The 20,438-nt window shown below is 60.2% G+C and carries 17 protein-coding genes and 2 tRNA genes; 7 read left to right on the top strand and 12 right to left on the bottom strand.

The window, feature by feature from the left end; all coding sequences use genetic code 11:
• Position 1: 1 nt before the first annotated feature.
• The 3 genes from KUG85_RS08350 to KUG85_RS08360 form a co-directional block, all read right to left on the bottom strand.
• Positions 2-448, bottom strand: a complete 447-nt coding sequence (locus KUG85_RS08350) for a DUF2948 family protein (RefSeq protein WP_223004844.1) — start codon at positions 446-448, stop codon at positions 2-4.
• A 20-nt stretch (positions 449-468) separates the two neighbouring features.
• Positions 469-1,758, bottom strand: a complete 1,290-nt coding sequence (gene murA, locus KUG85_RS08355; protein ID WP_223004845.1) for a UDP-N-acetylglucosamine 1-carboxyvinyltransferase — start codon at positions 1,756-1,758, stop codon at positions 469-471.
• A 226-nt stretch (positions 1,759-1,984) separates the two neighbouring features.
• Positions 1,985-2,188: a hypothetical protein gene (locus tag KUG85_RS08360; protein ID WP_065816390.1), complete on the bottom strand. Its 204-nt coding sequence runs from the start codon at positions 2,186-2,188 to the stop codon at positions 1,985-1,987.
• 240 nt (positions 2,189-2,428) lie between these two features.
• Between KUG85_RS08360 and KUG85_RS08365 the strand changes: the two genes are divergently transcribed.
• From KUG85_RS08365 to arsH, 4 genes are all read left to right on the top strand, one after another.
• Positions 2,429-2,503: transfer RNA gene (locus KUG85_RS08365), tRNA-Thr, on the top strand.
• 168 nt (positions 2,504-2,671) lie between these two features.
• Positions 2,672-6,832, top strand: coding sequence for a DUF7507 domain-containing protein (locus KUG85_RS08370; RefSeq protein ID WP_223004846.1), 4,161 nt, complete (start codon positions 2,672-2,674; stop codon positions 6,830-6,832).
• A gap of 177 nt (positions 6,833-7,009) precedes the next feature.
• The gene (locus KUG85_RS08375) at positions 7,010-7,351 is read left to right on the top strand and encodes a PadR family transcriptional regulator (protein ID WP_223004847.1); all 342 of its coding nucleotides are present in this window, start codon (positions 7,010-7,012) and stop codon (positions 7,349-7,351) included.
• Positions 7,352-7,467: 116 nt separating this feature from the next.
• Positions 7,468-8,235: an arsenical resistance protein ArsH gene (arsH, locus tag KUG85_RS08380; protein ID WP_223004848.1), complete on the top strand. Its 768-nt coding sequence runs from the start codon at positions 7,468-7,470 to the stop codon at positions 8,233-8,235.
• A 233-nt stretch (positions 8,236-8,468) separates the two neighbouring features.
• Here the strand turns inward: arsH and KUG85_RS08385 are convergent, their stop codons facing one another.
• The 4 genes from KUG85_RS08385 to KUG85_RS08400 all read right to left on the bottom strand — a co-directional run bounded on the left by KUG85_RS08385 (position 8,469) and on the right by KUG85_RS08400 (position 12,784).
• Entirely contained in the window at positions 8,469-8,753 is a 285-nt protein-coding gene (locus tag KUG85_RS08385) for a PTS sugar transporter subunit IIB (protein WP_007008973.1), read from the bottom strand.
• Between the two features lie 24 nt (positions 8,754-8,777).
• Positions 8,778-9,239: a PTS sugar transporter subunit IIA gene (locus KUG85_RS08390; RefSeq protein WP_223004849.1), complete on the bottom strand. Its 462-nt coding sequence runs from the start codon at positions 9,237-9,239 to the stop codon at positions 8,778-8,780.
• Between the two features lie 12 nt (positions 9,240-9,251).
• Positions 9,252-10,661 carry a PTS galactitol transporter subunit IIC gene (locus tag KUG85_RS08395; protein ID WP_065816379.1) on the bottom strand — a complete coding sequence of 470 codons (1,410 nt, stop codon included), beginning with the start codon at positions 10,659-10,661 and terminating at the stop codon, positions 9,252-9,254.
• Positions 10,662-11,629: 968 nt separating this feature from the next.
• The gene (locus KUG85_RS08400) at positions 11,630-12,784 is read right to left on the bottom strand and encodes a hypothetical protein (RefSeq protein WP_223004850.1); all 1,155 of its coding nucleotides are present in this window, start codon (positions 12,782-12,784) and stop codon (positions 11,630-11,632) included.
• Positions 12,785-12,825: 41 nt separating this feature from the next.
• Between KUG85_RS08400 and KUG85_RS08405 the strand changes: the two genes are divergently transcribed.
• The 3 genes from KUG85_RS08405 (at position 12,826) to chrA (ending at position 15,695) form a co-directional block, all read left to right on the top strand.
• Positions 12,826-13,077, top strand: coding sequence for a hypothetical protein (locus tag KUG85_RS08405; protein WP_223004851.1), 252 nt, complete (start codon positions 12,826-12,828; stop codon positions 13,075-13,077).
• A gap of 429 nt (positions 13,078-13,506) precedes the next feature.
• On the top strand, positions 13,507-14,328 hold the full coding sequence (locus tag KUG85_RS08410) for a chromate resistance protein ChrB domain-containing protein (protein ID WP_223005234.1): 822 nt from the start codon (positions 13,507-13,509) through the stop codon (positions 14,326-14,328).
• Positions 14,328-15,695 (top strand): chromate efflux transporter, encoded by a 1,368-nt coding sequence (gene chrA, locus KUG85_RS08415; RefSeq protein WP_065816377.1) that lies wholly within the window; start codon positions 14,328-14,330, stop codon positions 15,693-15,695. Before KUG85_RS08410 ends, chrA begins: the two co-directional genes overlap by 1 nt.
• A 108-nt stretch (positions 15,696-15,803) precedes the next feature.
• Here chrA and KUG85_RS08420 read toward each other — a convergent pair.
• From KUG85_RS08420 to KUG85_RS08440, 5 genes are all read right to left on the bottom strand, one after another.
• Positions 15,804-15,880 (bottom strand) — tRNA-Arg (locus KUG85_RS08420).
• 140 nt (positions 15,881-16,020) lie between these two features.
• Positions 16,021-17,475 (bottom strand): ATP-binding protein, encoded by a 1,455-nt coding sequence (locus KUG85_RS08425; protein WP_065816343.1) that lies wholly within the window; start codon positions 17,473-17,475, stop codon positions 16,021-16,023.
• Between the two features lie 62 nt (positions 17,476-17,537).
• Positions 17,538-18,962, bottom strand: a complete 1,425-nt coding sequence (locus KUG85_RS08430) for a dihydrolipoyl dehydrogenase family protein (protein ID WP_223004852.1) — start codon at positions 18,960-18,962, stop codon at positions 17,538-17,540.
• Between the two features lie 27 nt (positions 18,963-18,989).
• Complete coding sequence (locus tag KUG85_RS08435) at positions 18,990-19,751, bottom strand: TVP38/TMEM64 family protein (RefSeq protein WP_065816341.1); 762 nt, start codon at positions 19,749-19,751, stop codon at positions 18,990-18,992.
• 205 nt (positions 19,752-19,956) lie between these two features.
• Positions 19,957-20,340, bottom strand: coding sequence for a DoxX family protein (locus KUG85_RS08440; protein ID WP_223004853.1), 384 nt, complete (start codon positions 20,338-20,340; stop codon positions 19,957-19,959).
• Positions 20,341-20,438 lie beyond the last annotated feature (98 nt).

The raw sequence follows: 20,438 nt of genomic DNA on the forward strand, positions 1-20,438 counted from the left end.
GTCAGACGTCGTGTCTTGGTCGGCTCGGCGTCTCCCACGCCGCGCCGAGATCGGTCAGCCGCGCCTCGATGCACTCGACATCGAGCCGCAAAGCGGCACCGCCGGAGAAAATCAGTTCGACAACACCGGCCGGAGCCTCCTCGGACGGTATGAAATTGAGTGCCAGAAGGGACAGCACCTCATCGGGGCGGCTGCGGTCGATGCCTGCCGCGCGCACATGCTGCACGCGGTCGAAGTGAAGAATGCTGCGACGGCGTTCATGCGGTGTTTTTTTCAGGAAGCTGCGCCTGGTCTCATTTTCCCATACAAACCGGTTGCAGGCGACGGCAAAGCGCCGGTTCGACGGCTCGAAAGCCAGATCGCCGACCTTGACGACGGCATCCTGCAGGTGCGCCGAAAGGATGCCGAGATCGACATCGTCGAGCGCTACGAGCTTGAGAAAATCCATGACCACTGCGCCTGTCAGATTCAGCTTGAGATACGCTCGACCGCAGCGCCGCAAGCGGACAGCTTCTCTTCAAGCCGCTCGAAACCGCGATCCAGATGATAAACGCGGTTTACCTCCGTCTGCCCTTCCGCTGCAAGCGCGGCAATGACGAGGGAGACCGAAGCGCGCAGATCGGTCGCCATGACCGGAGCGCCACGCAGTTGCGCCACGCCGTCCACGACGGCGGTCTGGCCGGAAAGCGAGATCTTCGCGCCGAGGCGTGCCAGCTCCTGCACATGCATGAACCGGTTCTCGAAGATGGTTTCGGTAATGTGCGAACGCCCCCTGGCCATGGTCATGAGCCCCATGAACTGCGCCTGCAGGTCGGTGGGGAAGCCGGGAAAGGGCTGGGTTGTGATGTCGACGGGATTGATGCCGCCGCCATTGCGCCGCACGCGAATGCCGGTGTTGGCGCGGGTAATCTCGGCGCCGGTCTGCTCCAGCGTGCCAAGCGCTGATTCCAGAAGATCGGCCTGCGCCCCCTCCAGCATAACGTCGCCGCCTGTCATCGCCACCGCCATCGCATAGGTGCCGGTTTCGATCCGGTCGGGGATGACCCGGTGCCGCGCGCCTGAAAGGCTCGTGACACCGTCAATCCTGATCGTGTCCGTTCCGGCGCCGGAAATCTTCGCGCCCATGGCATTGAGGCAGTCGGCCAGATTGACGATTTCCGGCTCGCGTGCCGCGTTTTCCAGAACGGTCTCGCCCTTTGCGAGCGCGGCAGCCATCATCAGCACATGCGTGGCGCCGACGGAAACCTTCGGAAACACGTAGCGATTGCCGATGAGGCCGTTTTTGGCCTTTGCATGCACATAGCCCTGTTCGATCTCGATCTCGGCACCCAGCGCGCGCAGGCCGTCGATGAAGAGATCGACGGGGCGTGTGCCGATGGCGCAGCCGCCGGGCAGCGACACACGCGCCTCGCCCATGCGCGCCAGAAGCGGGCCGATGACCCAGAAGCTTGCGCGCATCTTCGAGACGAGCTCATAGGGCGCGACGGTATCGACGATGCTGCGCGCGGTGAAATGGATCGTCCGCGAATAACCTTTCTGCTGGTTCTCGCGGCGGCCGTTGACCGAGTAGTCGACACCGTGATTGCCAAGGATGCGGATCAGGCTCTCCACATCCGCCAGGTGCGGCACGTTGTCGAGTGTCAGCGTATCATCGGTCAGAAGCGACGCGATCATCAGCGGCAGGGCGGCGTTCTTGGCGCCGGAGATGGGCAGCGTGCCGTTGAGCACGTTGCCACCGGTTATGCGTATGCGATCCATCCGTTCTCACTTTCCGGGCGCAGTTCCCGATGTCGTCCGTCTTTTCGGATTGTCCCCGACTTGCCAGAATGCGCCGATTGCCTTGCCGTATCGTAAAGGTTGCTTCTGATGCGGCAGGCGCTGGATGCGATGCCGCGAAGCAGTAGTTGCAAGACATATTCGTTTCAAATGGTCCTAAAACATGGCCGCGCGCGGCGCAAGGCAGGGAATGCTGCATGCGGATAGGCTATTCGTCGGTATCTGCCGTATCCGGGCGCAGCCCGTCGGGGCGCTGGTCGGCTTCGCCCTGGCGGCGCGAGCGGGCTTGCGCCTTCCGGCGGGCAAGATTGGCGCGCAACTGCGCGGCAAGGCGCTCCTTGCGCTCGTCATCGCCCTTGCTGGCGGGGGATGAGGCATCTGGCTTTCTGGCTTTGCTCAAGTGAAACTCCATGGAGCACCGGTCTGTAACTCTACCCCTCTGTCCTCGCACTGCAAGCGGCGCAGCACCGGCCCCGGGGGCGATTTTCACAGCCCTTTATCAAAGTGAGCAAATGAATGCGAATGTGTGCTTGCGCAATGCCGATCATTGTGGCAGAAGTCCGCCGCATCACAAGGGCGGGCGCGATGCTGCCCGTTCGTGTTCAGGACGCCTGCTGCCCGTTCGTTCATCAGGCGTTTCCGTTCCGGCGCTGCTGCCGTAGCTCAGGGGTAGAGCACTCCCTTGGTAAGGGAGAGGTCGAGAGTTCAAATCTCTCCGGCAGCACCAGTCTCCACAATTCATTGATGGAACCCTGTTCGCGGCTTGCTGCGGCGGGAGCGGTTGCCCGCCATTGACACGCGCTCAGGCCGTAACGGTTACCCGTTGAATCACCCAGGAATATTGCCAAGGCCGCTGTTCTCATCAGGATGTGCCGGGTTTGGTCGGCGTTCGATCATGAAGGGCACCGCTTCCGGGTGTCGCATTCTGTTCGGCGAAGCGACTGGCGCAATTGATAATTCTTTGCGGGAGCGCGAGATGGACAATCTGCCGTGGGTGCCCAGAGTGGGTATCAGGCGGTTCAAAAATGCCGACCGAAAACGACCGATCGAAGAACGGATCAGGTCTTTGGACGGTATAGCTCTGCGGCACTGGCGCTTTCCTCAGGCGACGGATCTGCTTGGCCTGCGCGGCATCTCCGTATGGCTTGGCATTGCGATGGCCGTCGCCGTGACCGTCGCCCCTGCTGAAGCACAGGTTCAGCGAAGCTTTCTCAACCTTGGCTTTGAATCGCCCAGCATTAACTGCAGTTACGCCCACGTGACCAGCGGAGCAGTTGAGGGCTGGTCAACAACCCATGCTCAGATGGCCGGAAACTGCGGCTACGGAACTGGCCCTCTGATTGAGATTTGGCGGAGCGGTTTCAACGGTGTGCTGTCGCGGTCCGGGTCGCAACATGCCGAACTCAATGCCCGCCAGAATTCTCGTATCTATCAGACTGTGTGCCTGCTCGAAGGCGATGAAATCGATTGGAGGTTCAGTCACCGTGGGCTTTCAGGCACCGATGTTATGGATTTCAGAATCGGAAACGCTGATCGGGTTGTTCGGGCATCAACAAGCAATGCTGGCGTCGGCAATCCCAGCCTTTGCGGCAGTGGTGCCGCCATCAGCGACGCCACGTGTACCTCTGTCCAGACAAACACCTGGAGTGATTATTCGGGCACATTCACCTGGACCGGCCCCACCAACCTCCAACAGTTCGGTTTCGCAGCTGTTTCCACTTCGGATGGCAATCCAGATACAGGCAACCACATCGACGACATTCAGCTGCGCATCGACCCTCTGATCGAGTTTGCGCAGAGCGAGACCGCCTACCCGGAAAGCGGGGAGGACTCGAATCTGCCCAAACTCAGGGTGAGCGGATACCTCGAAGACCCGCTGACGGTGACAGTGAATGTGGTCGGAGGGACGGCGGAACTCGGCAATGACTACACAACCCCCGGCGGCGGGTCGACTTTCACCGTTTCCATCCCGGCAGGAACGTATACCGATACAGATTTCGATATCGGTGTCAGTGTGATTGAAGACACTCTGACAGAGGAAGACGAGACAATCGAGTTCGAACTCGTCGAGGGCAGCGACTACATTTTGAAAAGCACTCAGACCTGCGGGGGGGCTCCCATTGCTCTGAGTACGCATACGATCCAGGAAGAGAAAATCGAACTCACCAATGTGGTGACACTCAACGATGCGAATGGCAACGGGGTGCCGGATGCCGGCGAGACGGTTTCGTATCAATTCGGGGTGACCAACACCAGTTCGGTTGATCTGAGCGGGATTTCAGTCGAAGCACCTCTTCCGGGCATTCCGGTTTCCGGCGGTCCCATCAACCTTGCGGCAGGCACATCGAACGATACTGCATTTTCGGCTACCTACACATTGACCCAGGCGGATGTGGATGCCGGGATTCTCGAAAATCAGGCCATTGTCACCGGGAATGTCACGGCCACCGGCCATGAGATCCAGGACCTTTCCGACGACCCCAACAATGCCACAGACGAGGATCTGGAGGACGATGGCGACCCGGACGACATAACCATTCTCAGACTCGCCGCCAATGGAGAACACACACTTGAGAAGCAGGCTGTGCTAATCGACGCCAATGGCAACGGGCAGCCCGATCTGGGTGAGACCCTGGAATACACCTTCACCGTCGTGAACACTGGCAATGTGACGCTATCTGACATCGAAGTGACGGATGAAAAGGTCAATGTTACGGGCAGCCCGATTTCGTCGCTCGGGCCGGGAGAGACAGATTCGAATGTCAAAGGCACCTATGAACTCACGCAGGCCGATATCGACGCTGGTGAGGTCGAAAACAGCGCCGAGTCCACCGGGTCGGACCCGAGAGGAGACCCGGTTCACGCAACCTCCTCCCCGCCAGGCGGCAGTCCGGGCGACAAGACGGTGACGCCGCTTGATCAGAACAGCCACATGGACCTGGTCAAGAAGGCCGAGCATCAGGATGCCGACAATGATGGTGTGATCGATGTTGGTGAGACGATCCTCTACACATTCGCAGTCAAGAACACCGGCAATGTCACGCTGACCGATGTGACCGTCGAGGATGAAAAGGTAGACGTTGAGGGTGGTCCACTGGCAAGCCTGGAGCCAGATGCAGAAGACACGACCACCTTCAAGGGCTCCTACATCGTCACGCAGGAAGATGCGGATGCTGGCACGATAGAGAATGTGGCGGAAGGCAGGGCAAAGAACCCGAAAGGAGAAGACGTGACCGTCGACTCCCGTCCGCCGGGCGGGGAACCGGGTGGTGCTACCGAACTCGACATCCCGAGCTTTCCCGGACTAAGCTTTTTGAAATCGGCCTCGTTCGACCTTGCTGACGATACGAATGGCAATGGTTACCCCGATGCAGGTGAGCTTGTTCGCTACAAATTCGAGATCAAGAATACGGGGAATGTGACGATCTCGAACATTGCTGTTGATGACCCGTTCGCGAACATAAACGGCGGACCGATCTCAGCTCTTGCTTCTGGTGAAAGCGATGACGAAACAATTTCAGCAACGCATGTGCTGACCCAGGACGAAGTCGACGCCGGTGAGATCATGAACCAGGCAACCGCGCGCGGTGAGACGGTCACGGGTACACCGGTGACTGACCTTTCTGACGACCCGGAGAACACGGAGGACCGGGATCAGGACGGCGATGGTGATCCGGACGATCCGACGGTTCTTCAGTTGCCTCAGAATCTATCGCTGGCACTGGAGAAAACGGGCAAGTTTCAGGGAGCGGAAAGCGGGCTGGCACAGCCTGGCGATACCATCCTCTATTCGGTAACGGTAACAAATGACGGTAATGTCACGGCATCCGACGTGCAGCCGCACGACCCCGGCCCGACATTCGCTGGCAGGCCGGGAACTGGTTCGCTTTCAGCTTTCACACCGACAAGGGCCAATATAGGGCCGGACAAAAGCACGACGTTTTCGGCGACCTACAAGCTGACGGCGGCAGACATTGCGAATGCTCAGGATGTCGAAAATGGCGTTCAGAACTCGGCAACGGCAACAGGTACGGGGCCGAAAGGAGACGAAACGACGTCGCCGGAGGTCACCGCAGTTCTCAACCTCCCGGGCTACCTGATCAGTAAGACAGCCGAATTATCAGAGGTCCAGCGTGGTGGCACGGCGCGCTACGTGATCCGGGCCAAGGGAATCGGATTTGATGCACCGAGCGTGGTCGACGTCGTTGACGAGATACCGATCGCATTTGCGTATGTTTCTGGCTCGGCCATGCTTGGAAACACTGCGCTGACCCCGAAAATCGACGGTCGCCAGCTTACCTTCGAAGACATTACGCTGAATCCGGATGAAGAGATTGAAATCACACTGGAGCTCCGCGTGACTGCGGCGGCGAAACCCGACACATACATCAACCGGGCGTGGCTGGAGGATGCCGACGGGCAGATGGTCTCGCGCGTTGCGACAGCCGAAGTTGAGATCATGCCGGAACCGCTTTTCGACTGTGGTGACCTTCTGGGAAAAGTGTTCGATGACAGGAACCGCAATGGTTATCAGGACAAGGGGGAGCCCGGTCTGCCTGGTGCCCGGGTCGCAGCCGTGAAAGGGCTGCTTGTCACGACGGATGATCACGGCCGGTTCCACGTTGCGTGCGCAGACCTTCCCGATCAGCGCATTGGTACGAACTACATCCTGAAGCTCGATCTGCGGTCACTTCCTTCCGGCTATCGTGTCACGACGGAAAATCCCCGGATCGCTCGTCTGACTGCAGGCAAGGCAACTGAATTTCTTTTCGGAGTTTCTATCGGTCGGATTGTACGGGTTGATCTTGCCGCGGGTGCCTTCGAACCCGGGGAGAAAGAGCTGAAACCGGAGTGGCGTTCGCGTGTCGACCAGTTGATCAGCCTGCTCGACCAGGAGCCATCGGTACTGCGGCTGTCCTATGCGGGCGAAAGGGATCGACTGGCCAGACAGCGATTGGCGGCGATCCGGCAACTGATTGCAACAGAATGGCGCAACATTGGAGCACGCTACAGGCTGGAGATTGAGACGCGCCTGCAGACATCGAACGAGGAGTGAATGGGTGAGGGGGAAAAGCAAATGATGCTGCTGGAGCACAATACGCCAGTGCGACTTGACGCCTTGATCGTCGAGGTATAAGCAGCGTTCATGGCTCGCACTTCAACATCACTTCGTCCTGTTTCCCGGCCAGCGCCCGACTACACCGACCCCGCCTACTGGCAGGGAACGATTAAGATGTCGCTGTCCAAGTTCTTCGTTTTGAGCGTGCTGCATCACAGGCCGATGCATGGATACGAAATTGTCCAGGCCGTCGAGAAAACGACCAATGGCTGCTGCAGCCCCACCGAGGGCACAGTCTATCCCATGCTCAACGAGTTCGAGGCCGGGGGGTACCTCTCCTCGAAACGCGAGGTGGTCCAGGGCAGGGAGCGGAAAATCTACGGGCTGACCGACAAGGGGCGCGACGCGTTCCAGACCGCTGTCGCGGCCTGGCTCGAGGCCACGGACTGCATCCTTGCCGGCAAGGCCACCGCCGATGCCGTGCAGCATTCACAGGGACGGGCGCGTTCCCCATGAGGTCGATTTTTTTGCATATATACATCGCCCATCGATGCATCGATAGCCGATGTCTTTGAGGGAGACCCTCTACCTGGGCCTCCCTTCTCGTCAACTCCGTCGAAAGAAGACTGTCAATGAGACTTCGCACGCTTCCCGATCCCGATTCGCTGCCGTCACTCGACCGCGACCATGCCGTTGAAAAACCTGCGAACGGGCTCCCGGGAGGACTGCAGCATCCGCCACGCATTCTGCTGCTTTACGGATCGCTGCGGGATCGTTCCTACTCTCGCTTCGCCGTGGAGGAGGCGGCGCGCCTCGTGCGCTTTTTCGGTGGCGAACCGCGCATCTTCGATCCTTCCGATCTTCCCCTTCCGGACCAGGTGAGGGGCGATGACCATCCGGCGGTGCGCGAGCTGCGTGAGCACGCGATGTGGTCCGAGGGCCAGATTTGGTGTAGTCCTGAAAGGCACGGGCAGATCACCGGCGTCATGAAGGCGCAGATCGATCATCTGCCGCTAAAGATGGGCGGCATGCGGCCGACCCAGGGGCGGACACTCGCAGTCATGCAGGTCTCGGGTGGCTCGCAGTCCTTCAACGCCGTGAACACGCTGCGCCTGCTCGGACGATGGATGCGGATGTTCACCATCCCAAATCAGTCGAGTGTGGCGAAGGCTTTTCAGGAGTTTGACGGGGACGGAAGGATGCTTCCGTCCAGCTATTATGAGCGCATCGTCGACGTGGTTGAGGAACTCGTGCGCTTCACGATTTTGCTGCGGTCGCATGTGGATCTTCTGACCGACCGCTATTCCGAGCGCAGACAGGCCGGGCGAAAGCCGGTTGATGCCAGTCGTGATCTTTCGGCAATCGCCGTGGCTCCGCAGGAGAAAAAGACCGGGACGTGACAAAATCGATCTGGCTGATAGCCACCCGCTCGTCAGTCATGGCAGGGGTCGGCCAGCCTGCGGGCCGGCTTGGCGGTCACGGCTATTGAAAAGCAGACAGGCAGCCCCGCTCGGGTAACCCTGCGTGTCCGGATATGGCCGGGGCCGGCGCTGAAACCTCCCCGCCGGCAAAAGAAAAGGCCCGCAGCCGATCCGGCAGCGGGCCCTGATGTTCTTGTGTGGTGAACTGTGGCCTACTTGCGCAGTTCCGCCTCGATCTTGTCGAGCGCCTCGGCCTTGCCCATGCCGGTCAGGAAGGCGAGCGTCACAATGGACGGCACACCGAGATCGGACGGCAGCTGCGTGGTCGAAACGATGAGATCCACGCCGTTCAGCTCAGAGCGCACTTCCGTGGCCTTGCACTGGCGTGAATCGATGGTGATGCCACGTTCCTTCATGGCCTCGGTTACCGCGTTGGCCACCACTGTCGAGGTGGCAATGCCGGTGCCGCAGGCAAACAGGACGGTCTTCTTGCTCATGGGTCTCTCCCGATCAATTGGGCATTATTTCAGAACCGCAGCGACATCATCAAGCGACGATGCCTGCATGAGGCCGGAAATGGCTTCCTTGCTCTGGATGGTCGCCATGATTTCCTGCAGCATTTCGATCTGCCGGTCTTTGTCGTTGAGCGCCATCAGGAAGACGAGACCGACTTCGACTGCCTCATCCGGGTCTTCCATGTTTGCGAAGGTTACCGGCTTTTTCAGTGTCGCAAGAGCAATGCCCGGCTTCACGACATGTTCCGGATCGGTATGCGGCACCGCCACATTAACCGCGTGGCCGAGCGGAAGTCCGGTCGGCATCGTGGCTTCGCGGGCGAGAACCGCATCGGCAAAGCTGTCTTTCACATAGCCAGCATCCTTGAGCTTGCCGGCAAGCAGTCGGATGACAGCCTCACGGCTATCGGTATCGACCCCGAGGACAATCGCCTCGGGGTCGATGTGGTTCATAAGGGCTTCAGCCATTCACTAACCTATTCAGCCTTCTTGTGCAGTGGTGTCGTCGTCTTCCGCACCAGCCGCCCGTTCCCAGGCCAGCGTGTTGCGGCGGTAGAGCCAGAAGCACGCCGCGATGATGGCGGCAAGCACGCCCAGCCCGGCAGCGCCCAGGTTCCGGATCGCTGCGATGACCACGTAGGAAATCCACAGGAAGCCGTCGACCACCGAGGTGATCTGCACCGCGTTCTCAGGCATTTCGAAGCCCGAATCCACGGCAGCGCTGGTGAACAGGGGCGCAAGCGCGTTGGCCACATAGAAACCCACGGCCAGTGTCACCGTGCCGACGATCACCATGCGGAACACGTTGCCGCGCATCAAGGGCGCCGTCATCGCAACGATGAACGGAATGACCGCCAGGTCGGCAAACAGGATCACGCGATTGCCCGGCAGGATGATTGACAGGACGATGGCAATCGGCACCAGAATGAGCGACGACGAGATTGCCGCCGGGTGACCGATAAGGATCGCCGAGTCGAGACCGACCAGGAGCTCGCGGTCGCCGGTGCGCTTGCGCACGAATTCCTGTGCTGCTTCCGACACTGGCAGAAGCCCCTCCATGAGGATCTTCACCATGCGCGGCAGGAGCAGCATCACGGCAGCGAGCGTCATGCCCGTCTGCAGCACCTTGGACAGGATCGTGCCGAAATCGCCGGCGTTGTAATAGGCGATGACACCGAGCACCAGGCCGATGATCAGACCGAGCACGACCGGTTCGCCGAACACGCCAAACCGGCGCTCAATGGTTTCGGTCGAGATGTTGACCTTGTTGATGCCGGGAATGCGCTCGATGATCCAGTTGACCACGATGGCGATCGGCAGGATCTGAGCGGATGCCAGATGCGGAACTGAAACGCCGGGAATGCCATAGAATTTCTGGACGGCACGGGCCGACCAGTCGGCGAACAGCAGCGAAAGTGCTGCCATGAGAGCCGCCACGACGAGGCCGTAGACAAGGCTGCCTGTCGCTGCCACGGCAAGCGAGCCGATGAACGCGAAGTGCCAGAAATTCCAGACATCGACATTGAGCGTGCGGGTCATTCGCGTCATCAGAAGCGCGATGTTGACCGCAATGCCGATCGGGATCACCCACAGGCCCACCGACGAGCCAAAGGCGATCGCGGCAGCAGACGGCCAGCCGACATCGACAATGTCGCGCTGAATGCCGGTATTGGTAACGATGGCCTGCGCCACGTCGCCAATGGAGCCGAGCATCAGCCCGAGAACCAGATTGATGCCGATGAAAGCCACGCCGATAGTCACGGCGGCACGGAATGCCTTGCCGATCTTGGCCCCCAGCACTGCGGCAATGACAAAAATGACGATGGGCAACAGAACCGTTGCGCCAAGCGTATCAACGGCCGCTTTGAGGCCGCTCAGGAATGCGTCCATTTTCCTCCCCCTGAATCCCTGCTCATAATCATTCGCGATCAGAACATTTGTTTCTCAACGTAGACGCAAGTTTATGGCGCGCAGCCACTTTGCTGTCAATCGGCGAATCCGTTCGAAAAAAATGCGCGGGACCGCAAAAAAATCTACTTCCTGATTTCCTCATAAGTAGCGTTTCTCGCAAACTACAATCATAAGATGAAATCAGAACGGACGGGGCGACGATGCTCTCTGGTTACAACATAGTCATCCGGTCTGAAACGACCGGTCCACACGCTTCCCCTCCGTAACAAGCGGAACAGAAATTCACTTCACATCCTGTGAAGTGGCCGCCAAAGCCGGCCCTCCCGCCCCCCGGGTCGGCTTTCTCCCAAAGCCTTGCCTCACTTTCTGAAAGTGCAGGTGAGGCTTTGGGACCCTCCCATGCATCGGCTCGTGTGTCTCGCGTGACTGGCCAAACTCACCGGACCTGCCCGTGCCCGCAAAACCTCTCATTGATCGCGTCTCGATCTGCAGACTCCTCGATGAAATGGCTGAACTGGGATTCTCCAGCGCCGAAGTCGACATCATGCTTGTCCGACAGGGCGCTGTGGATCTGGACGTTCTTCAGGAGTGCAAACGCAATCATCCCGTATTCAGTCGCGCATCACGCCCGAAGCGGCGCCTTCTACGCATCAAGCGTTAGGGCCGACATGCCCGACACGCCATTCTCGCGGTTATGCGGTGCCTGAACGCTTCATCGTTTCACGGAGTCGATAAAGTGGCCCGAATATCCGGTTTCCGCAGTTCCGGGTCAAAAAAGTTACCGCGTTTCCTGGGTTTGCTTTTGAAGTGTTGAAGCGATCCGCACCGCACCGCACCATGGTTGGTTAGCAACGGAAGCAGGAGCTCAGGCGGCTCAGCACCTCGTCGGTGTGGCCGCGCCTCCTGTTTTGGCGCGACCACATTTCAAGTTCGCCTGAGAGATTTCTCTAGTTCTCTGTGCTGTGTGAAGCCACCGTGGCATCGGCCTGATATTGCGCCAGGGCGCCTTCATATCCGAACAGGGCTGCTGCCACTTTGGCCGCGGCCGTTTCGACCAATGCCGCCTTGCCGGCAGGTTGGAAGGTCTCCTTCACAAGAGAGGAGGCCTGTACCTCCCGAGAGGCCGAATCCAGGAGATGCCAGTAGATCCGTACCTCGTCTCCCTCTATCTGAACGCTTGTCAGCAGTTCGTACACATCGTTTTCAGGACCGAACATCGCCCTGATCCGGGAGACGACCGTTTCAAGCTTCTCATGCGGACGCACACCGACGGAACGCACGGCCCTCTCACGACCGACATTCAACCACAATGCATCGTTCAGCATCTCTGCGAGCTGGTTGGCGTTGGCATTTGCCTGGCTGGTTCGTGCGGTATCGAGTACAAGCACAGGGGCGGCCCTGCGGCCCACATGGGTGGTCAAGTCCAGCCAGAACGGCGTTGCAACCGATAGTGCAAGGCCGAGGGTGGCAACGAGCCCGGCGCCCACAGCCAGAGACCGTGATCTGGAAAGATGCCGGGACGCGAGCGCGACGAACATGTTTCTTGGGCTGCGCCTTTCAAAAACGGGAACATAGGCTCCCAGCGGTATGGAAATGTGGACAGGGTCCGCCTTTCCGGGGCCCGCATAGTAATCGCGCAGGGACTTTCGCAATTGTCCCGCTGCGATCCGGACGATCGGATCGACCGTTGCATCAAAGCTGGCATCCCTGCCAAAGACGTCGACTGCAATCGTGAATGCCTTGATCCGGTCAGCACGCCCAGCGAGCGTTTCTTCGACAACGAAACGCAGGAAGCGCCTGTTGCGATCCGATGCCCGGAAATCCGGGCTCTGTAGAAGCGCGTCCAAAACTGCAAGCTGTTCTTCTCCGGTGCCCCCATCCCCCGGTGATATGATCTGAGATATCTCCTTTCTTTCCTGTTTCGACACCCCGTTCCTGTGTGTTTCAGCCTCGTATTTCTGCAGCATTATCTCTCGCTTTTCGCAAGTCTGGAGGGTGCCCGGCACACCTGAAACATGGTCCGCGCGGCCCTCGCCGATCTGGATTTTTGTCGTGTACGCAACAGGAGCGCCATGCAGTCTTCGGGCAAAAGCGGCGCGCATCCCCGCAGGGGTGTCGCCCGGAAGATGCACGAAACGATACGGTGAAATTGCTGGCGTGCTCCAGCGACACCGATGGCTTTTGCTCGAACAGACAGCACAGGGGACGCAAAACTGAGTTGAATTATCCCGGACGATACGGTTATCGCCGACGCTTCAAACAAGCATTCGGCATGGCTTATGAACAAGTAAGCCGTAAGCCCACGCAGGTAATTTGGCGTGTCATTCAGGGCTTTGAAGACCGTAATGGCGCTTCCACCGAGCAACATACATATCTGGTGATCGCCAGGTTATGAGCCGCTGGCCGCGATAACCTTGTGCGGGCGCTTTCGGATGGTCGCTCTGGTGTCGTGTTCCACGACAGCTATCCCGATTTCGTCAGAAAAATGAAGAACGCACCGAACCGGGACAAAACCCATGCGCACCGGAGAAAGTGTAACCCATCTTTCCGGTATCAAATGTAAACCATGTGACAAGAATGGACCGTGAGAAAATGGCGCGCCGGAGAGGATTAAACTGGGAGCTGTTATGTGATTGTTTTATATATGTAAACAGAAGAGCGCCTACGGGTGACAGAACCGACCATCGCCAAGGCTGCTCAGGCGGTAATCCTTGACTTTATCCGCCCACACTGTGAATCTTTCTGCATGGGGATCCGCGAGCTCCCCACGAGGCGCCAGCCGAAGATCGCGTTCCTGTTCAACCCCGGCGACGGAGGAACGCTTATGCCTGCGCCCAATGCCATTTCATTCGACAAACTCTCCCGCATCATCGGCACTCCACGAGCGCCGTTGCTCATTGACGTGCGCGCCGAGGAGGATTTCGCTGCGGACCCCCGACTTCTGCCCGGCGCGATCCGAAGCGACGACCGCGCGCTGCCTGCGCTCGCTTCGCAGTTGGCCGGTCAACCCTCCATTGTCGTCTGTCAAGCCGGACACCGTCGCAGCCAGGGCACTGCTGCCTGGCTCCGCGCCGAGGGTTGCCCATCTGAATATCTCGAAGGCGGGTTCGAGGGCTGGCGGGTAAACGGACTGCCCTTGGTCAATCCGACAAAGTTACCCGCGCGCGATGCACAGGGTCGTACCGTATGGGTCACGCGGTCACGGCCGAAGATTGACCGAATCGCATGTCCCTGGCTGATCCGCCGTTTTCTTGATCCTCGCGCAATCATCCTGTTTGTCGCGCCCGCCGAAGTGGTGGGCGTCGCCGAGCGCCACGACGCCGCGCCTTTCGACATCGAGGGCGTGTTCTGGAGCCACCGGGGCGACCTCTGCACCTTTGATGTGATGCTGGCTGAGTTCGGCCTCGGTATTTCGGCCCTCGACCGCCTGGCCACCATCGTGCGCGGCGCCGATACCGCTCGCCTCGACCTCGCCCCCGAAGCTGCCGGCTTGCTTGCCGCTTCGCTCGGCCTGTCGAGGATGTATTCCGACGATCTGGAGCAGCTTGAGGCCGGGATGCTGCTCTATGACGCCTTCTATCGATGGGCGCGGGACGCAACCGGTGAGACCCACAACTGGCCCACCAACAAGCCGAAAGCAGACTGATGCAGGGCCGCGCATATCCAACTCTGGCCGGGGCCACTCGCATCTGGGCCCGCATCGGTCTCTTGAGCTTCGGCGGTCCCGCCGGACAGATCGCGCTCATGCACCGGATTCTGGTCGAAGAGCAGCGCTGGCTGGGCGAAAAGCGGTTCCTGCACGCGCTCAATTACTGCATGCTCTTGCCGGGGCCGGAGGCCATGCAGCTCGCCGTTTATATCGGCTGGCTGATGCACCGCACGCTCGGCGGCATCATCGCGGGCGTCCTGTTCGTGCTGCCCGGCGTTGTGGCGATCATGGCTCTCAGCTGGATCTACGCGCTCTACGGCAATGTCGGGCCCGTCGATGCGCTGTTCTTTGGCCTTAAGGCAGCGGTGCTCGCCATTGTGGTGCAGGCGGTTATCCGTATCGGATCGCGAGCGCTCAAAAACAGCGCGATGATCGCCATTGCCGCCGCCTCGTTCGTGGCGATTTTTGGCTTCGCCGTGCCGTTTCCGTTGATCATCCTGATAGCCGGTCTAGTCGGGTTCCTCGGGGCCCGGTCAGATCTGCCCGCATTCCAAGACGGGGGCGGACACGGCAAGGTCGGTAAGCTCCAAGTCGATGACGCCGATACCCTGCTCGGTGAGGAAACGCCCGACCACACGCAGATCAAACGAGGCTGGGCGTTTCGTATCTCCTCGGTATTCCTCGTGCTCTGGCTAGCACCGGTCGCCTTGCTGTTCGCGGCTCTCGGCCCTGCCAACGTCTTTGCCCAGATCGCGAGCTTCTTCAGCGTAATGGCGGTGGTCACTTTCGGCGGCGCTTATGCAGTGCTGGCGTATGTCGCGCAGGAGGCGGTGCAAAATTACGGCTGGCTTGCCCCCGGTGAGATGCTCGACGGGCTTAGCATGGCGGAGACCACACCGGGCCCGCTGATCATGGTGACGCAGTTCGTTGGCTTCATGGGCGCCTTCCGCGACGCAAGCGGGCTATCGCCCCTGATTGCGGGAACCTTGGGTGGGCTGCTGACCACGTGGGTGACGTTCACGCCCTGCTTCCTGTGGATATTCCTCGGCGCGCCCTTCATCGAGCGTTTGCGCGACAACGCGGTGCTGACGGCCGCGCTGACCGCCATTACCGCAGCCGTCGTGGGCGTCATCCTGAACCTCGCCGTCTGGTTCGGTTTGCACGTCATCTTCGACGAGGTCCGGACGCTTACAGCGTTCGGCCTCGATCTCGATGTCCCCATTTGGTCCACGGTGAACCTGGCGGCGGCGGCACTGGTGCTGTCCGCGCTTGTGGCGGTGTTCCACGTCAAGCTTGGCCCGGTGACGGTCCTTGCGGGCTGCGCGGTTGCAGGTGTGGTGCTTGGCCTGGCCGGAATTGCCTGACCCAGAGCGCCTTCCGGTCGCGGCAGAACATTGCTTTCTGCGACGCATCGTTGTGTAGCGGTCATCGGCAACCGCTGTGCCCACTTTCATTCCGGAATGATATGGAAATGGCGCGCCCGAAAGGATTCGAACCTCTGACCCCCAGATTCGTAGTCTGGTGCTCTATCCAGCTGAGCTACGGGCGCGTGATCGCGTGAGCGACCGTCGAAGCAGTCATTGTTGCCGCCGACCGCGGTTAACTAGCGAGTGCGGCGCAGAATTGCAAGCGCTATCGAAGGAATTTTCCTGATATCTGCACAGGCGGCGTCAACGCAGTTCTGGTGCCTCAGGCCGGGGGCGTTGCGTCGGGTATGGTGATGGCGAAAACCGTATGCCCACCAATGCTTTCCACCAGTTCGAGCGCACCGCCATGAGCCCGCACCAGTTCCTGTGCGATGGCCAGGCCGAGACCGGTTCCACCGCTTTTTGCGGAACCGCGGAACGGGGCGAAGAGATTTTCGCGCGCCTTCTGGGGAAGGCCTGGACCTGTGTCGGTCACATAAATGCGCGCGGTATGGTCCACCCGTTCGGCCGAGATGGTCAGGCGCCTGACGACCGACGGGCCATGGTCGCCCGCCATTGCCTGAACGGCGTTTCTGCTGAGGTTTGAGAGAACCCGGAAGAGGTGCTCCGAATCGGCGCTGATTTCAAAGTCCTCATCCACCGCATTGGCGAATTCGATGCTGTTGTCGGCATCGAGCGGCAGCACATTGCGCACCTCTTCGACCAGGGCATGCAGGCGCAGCCGGCGGCGGCTGGGAGGCGCTTCCTGGGTGCGGCCGTAATTGAGCACCCCCTCCGAATAGGTCACCGCGCGGTCGAGCGTACGCAAGAGGCGTGGTGTCAGTGTTTTGACCGCCGGGTCGTCGATTGTGCTCAACCGATCGGAGATGAGATGCGCCGAAGCCAGCATGTTGCGCATGTCGTGGTTGATCTTGGAGACGGCCAGGCCAAGGTCGGCGAGGCGCTTTTGTTCCCCCAGCGTCTTTTGCAGGGCTGCCTGCATGCGTGCCAGTTCGCGCTCGGCCACGCCGATCTCATCGCCGCGAACTTCAGGTGTGATGACGCGGCCGGGTTCGTCAGGTGCGGCGGCGAAAGACAGCATGGACTGCGTCATGCCGCGTATGGGGCGGATCATGATGCGGTTGATGGCGTAAAAGACCAGCGTCGCCGTAAAGAGTGAAATGATCAGCGAGAGAAACGCGACATTGCGCGCATAGGTCAGCATGGCATCCCTGAGACCTGTGTCGGCGATCAGGATCTCAAATATCTTTCCCGTGTCGCCCACGGTGCCGAAAATACGGAACACGCGATCGCCGCCGAAGAAGAGCGTCGAAAAGGTCTGGGCGATGGCCGCAGGCGGAGCGATTGCATCGAGGTCGATGTGCTCGTCCACTTCCGGCGGCATGTCGGTGACGACCAGAATGCGCGAGACGTCTGCATCGCGCACGGCAATCGCCTTCACGCCTGTCGCCATCAGGAGTTCGTCGCGGATCTGCGGAGTAAGCGTCTCGTCCTCGCCCTCCATGAGAATGATGCTGACGGCGGCTGCATTGTCGAGCCGCTGCTGCATCCACTGCATGCCGAAATTGGCCACCGACGGGATGAAGATCAGGACTTCCGCGATCATCACGAAAAGCACGGTCAGCAGAAGAAGCTTGGTCGAGAGCCCGCGCGTGAGCGGAACGGAGCCCGTCTCGTGCGGTTGTTCGCTGATGTCGCCCGCTGTTCTTTCTGCCATCGCTCAGCGTTTTCCGGGGCCGCTTGCGGTTGTTTTCCTGCTCACGCGGCCTGAAGCATGCATCAGCCGAAACGGCGCAGAAACCGCACCACCGCGCGTACCAGAGGCTTGCGTGTCGTCTCCGTGAAATACGTGATCGCGGCCCGTTTGCCAATCTCGGTCATGGTCGGGTAGGGGGAGACATAGCCGGCGATGTCGCGCACGCCGAGTTTTCGGGAGATGGCGAGCGCCCAGAAATTGATCATTTCGCCCGCATTGGCACCGGCGATGGATGCGCCGAGAATGCGGCCCTTGCGGTCGGTGACGAGCTTGATCAGACCCTCGGTTTTGCGCTCGGCCTGCGCGCGGTCGTTTTCGCAATAGGGCCAGCGCAGAATGCTGATCTTCCGGTGGCTCTTGCGGGCCTCGTCCTCATTCAGTCCCACATGGGCGATTTCGGGGTCCGTATAGGTTGCCCAGGGAATGATGTTCCGGTCTTCGCGTGCGGGCAGGCGGAAGAGCAGGGCGCGTATCACCAGCCCGGCATGATACCCCGCCACATGGGTGAACTGCAGCCCGCCCGCCACGTCGCCGATCGCATAGACACGGCGATTGCTGGTACGCAGCTTGTCGGAAACCTTGATGCTGCGCCGGTCGTGCTGGATTCCGGCCCTGTCGAGCTCCAGTGACGCGATATTGGGTGTGCGGCCCGCGGCGATCAAAAGGTGAGAGCCGTCGATGCTGCGGGTTCCCTCGGCATCTTCCACATGAACACGCACGCCCGAACGGCCACGCTTCTCCACTTGTGTGACTTTCGTGTGTTCGAGCACATCCACGCCTTCGGAGCGGATGTTTCGGAGTGCGAAGGCGGTCAGCTCGGGGTCGTCCTTGCCGAGCGCGGCCAGTGCTTCCACCACCGTGACTTCACTGCCCAGGCGACGGTGGGCCTGCGCCAGCTCCATGCCGATGGGGCCGCCACCGACGACGATCAGATGCGCTGGCCTGCGGGTCTGAGAGAAAATCGTCTCATTGGTGAGGTAAGGAACATCTTCGACGCCCTGTATCGGTGGAACAAGAGGCGATGATCCGGTTGCAATGACAAAGCGGCGGGCGCGGATCTCATAATCGCCGGCGATCACCGTGCGCCCGTCTTTGAAACGCGCTTCCTCCTGGATGACCTGCACGCCGAGCGCGGTAAAGCGTTCGACGGAATCGTTGGGCGCAATGGCTGCAATGGTCGCGTCCACATGCTTCATCACCTGGCGGAAATTGACCTCCGCTTCCGCAGGGGCGATGCCAAAGGCGGCACCGCCCTGCATCAGATGGGCCTGTTTGCCGGCGGCGATCAACGCCTTGGAAGGCACGCAGCCATAATTGAGGCAGTCGCCGCCCATCTTGCCGCGCTCGACAAGCACGACGGGAACACCGAAGGCGGCAGCGGCGGCTGCGACGCTCAGGCCGCCGGAGCCGGCGCCAATGACGCAGATGTCGGGAGTTAGAAGGGTCATTCAGGCAGTCTCGTGGTTGTTCGGCAATCAGGTGTCGGGCGACCGGCGCAGTTTCTTCACCGCGACCGGGATGGCGGCAACCAGCGCCAGCGCAGCAAAGGCGAGGGTGAGCTGCGGCGTTATGAGATCGCCGAGCGTCACCTCGCGCCCGGCTTCGGCGGCGGCGACAAGCACGCTGTCCAGCCCGTGGCCGAGATAGGCGTAGGCGAAGGTGCCTGGCAGAATGCCGAGAAAGGTGGCTGTTGCATAGGTACGCAACGGTACATTGAACAGTGCCGGCGCGATGTTGACGACCCAGAACGGAAAAATCGGAGCGAGCCTCAGCACCAGAAGATAGTTGAAGGCATCCTCCTCGAAGCCCTTCGCCATGCGCGAAACGCGCCCGCCGATCTTTTGTGCCAGAACACCTGAAAGCGCGCCGCGTGCCGCCAGAAAGACGGCGGACGCACCGACGGTGGCAGCGACCGCCACGAGCGCACCGCCGAGAAGCCAGCCGAAGAGGAAGCCGGCAAACAGCGTCAATATGGAAGCGGCGGGAAAGGAAAAGGCGACGGCCATGGCGTAGAGAACGGCGAAGCCAAGCGGAGCAAGAAACGGATTTTCTGCGACGAAGCCTCGTAAAACACCGCGGCTTTCGGAAAGGAATTCGAGCGACAGATACTGATGCAGTCCGAGCGCATAACCGCCGGCCAGGCCCGCGAGCACGATGAGCAGCGGAAGAAAGCGCTTCAGAGGCGAGCGCCTTGTGTTTTCGTGGCTGCCATTTTCGGTCGTCTGCATCATCGTCATCTTTCGGGTCTCCGCCGCCAAAGGCTCCATGTCGTGCGGCAACAGGCCCGTACATGCGTGTTGCGACCCGTCCGCGCAACGAAAGATACGCGGTCTCACCGCCTTTTGAGGCGCGGTCGCATGGATATCACCGATCCGTGAAGCGCAGGGAGAATGAAAAAAGCCCGCTCGAAAGCGGGCTTTTCGGAGGGATCAGGCGTCTGCGTCAGACTTTTGCCCGCTCCAGCGAGAGTGCGCCGGGGCCAAAGGCGGCGAGTATGAGAAGGCCGCCAGCCATGGAGATGTTCTTCATGAACATGATGCTCTGCATCTGATCGGCAAAGTCGAAATGGGCGATCAGGCCGGAGGCGACGCTGAACAGCGCAAGAAGCAGTGCGGCAATGCGTGTCTGAAAGCCAACGACGATGGCAAGGCCGCCGACGAGCTCGAGCAGGGCGACGATCCAGGCCGTCACGACCGGCAGGGGCAGGCCCATGCTGCCGAAATAGCCGGCGGTGCCGCCAATATTGGTGATCTTTCCGAAGCCGGAAACGATGAAGATGACCGCGATCAGAATCCGGCCGATGAGAACGAGTGCATTCTGGGACATTGCTGGGTTTCCTGTGAGAAGTGATATTCTTCGATCAGGCATATACGCCAGTGGATTGTGCAGAAAAACTGCCCCATTGGTTACGCTGTGTTATCAAA

Source organism: Nitratireductor rhodophyticola (assembly GCF_019891355.1).
GTDB classification, from domain to species: Bacteria; Pseudomonadota; Alphaproteobacteria; order Rhizobiales; family Rhizobiaceae; genus Nitratireductor; species Nitratireductor rhodophyticola.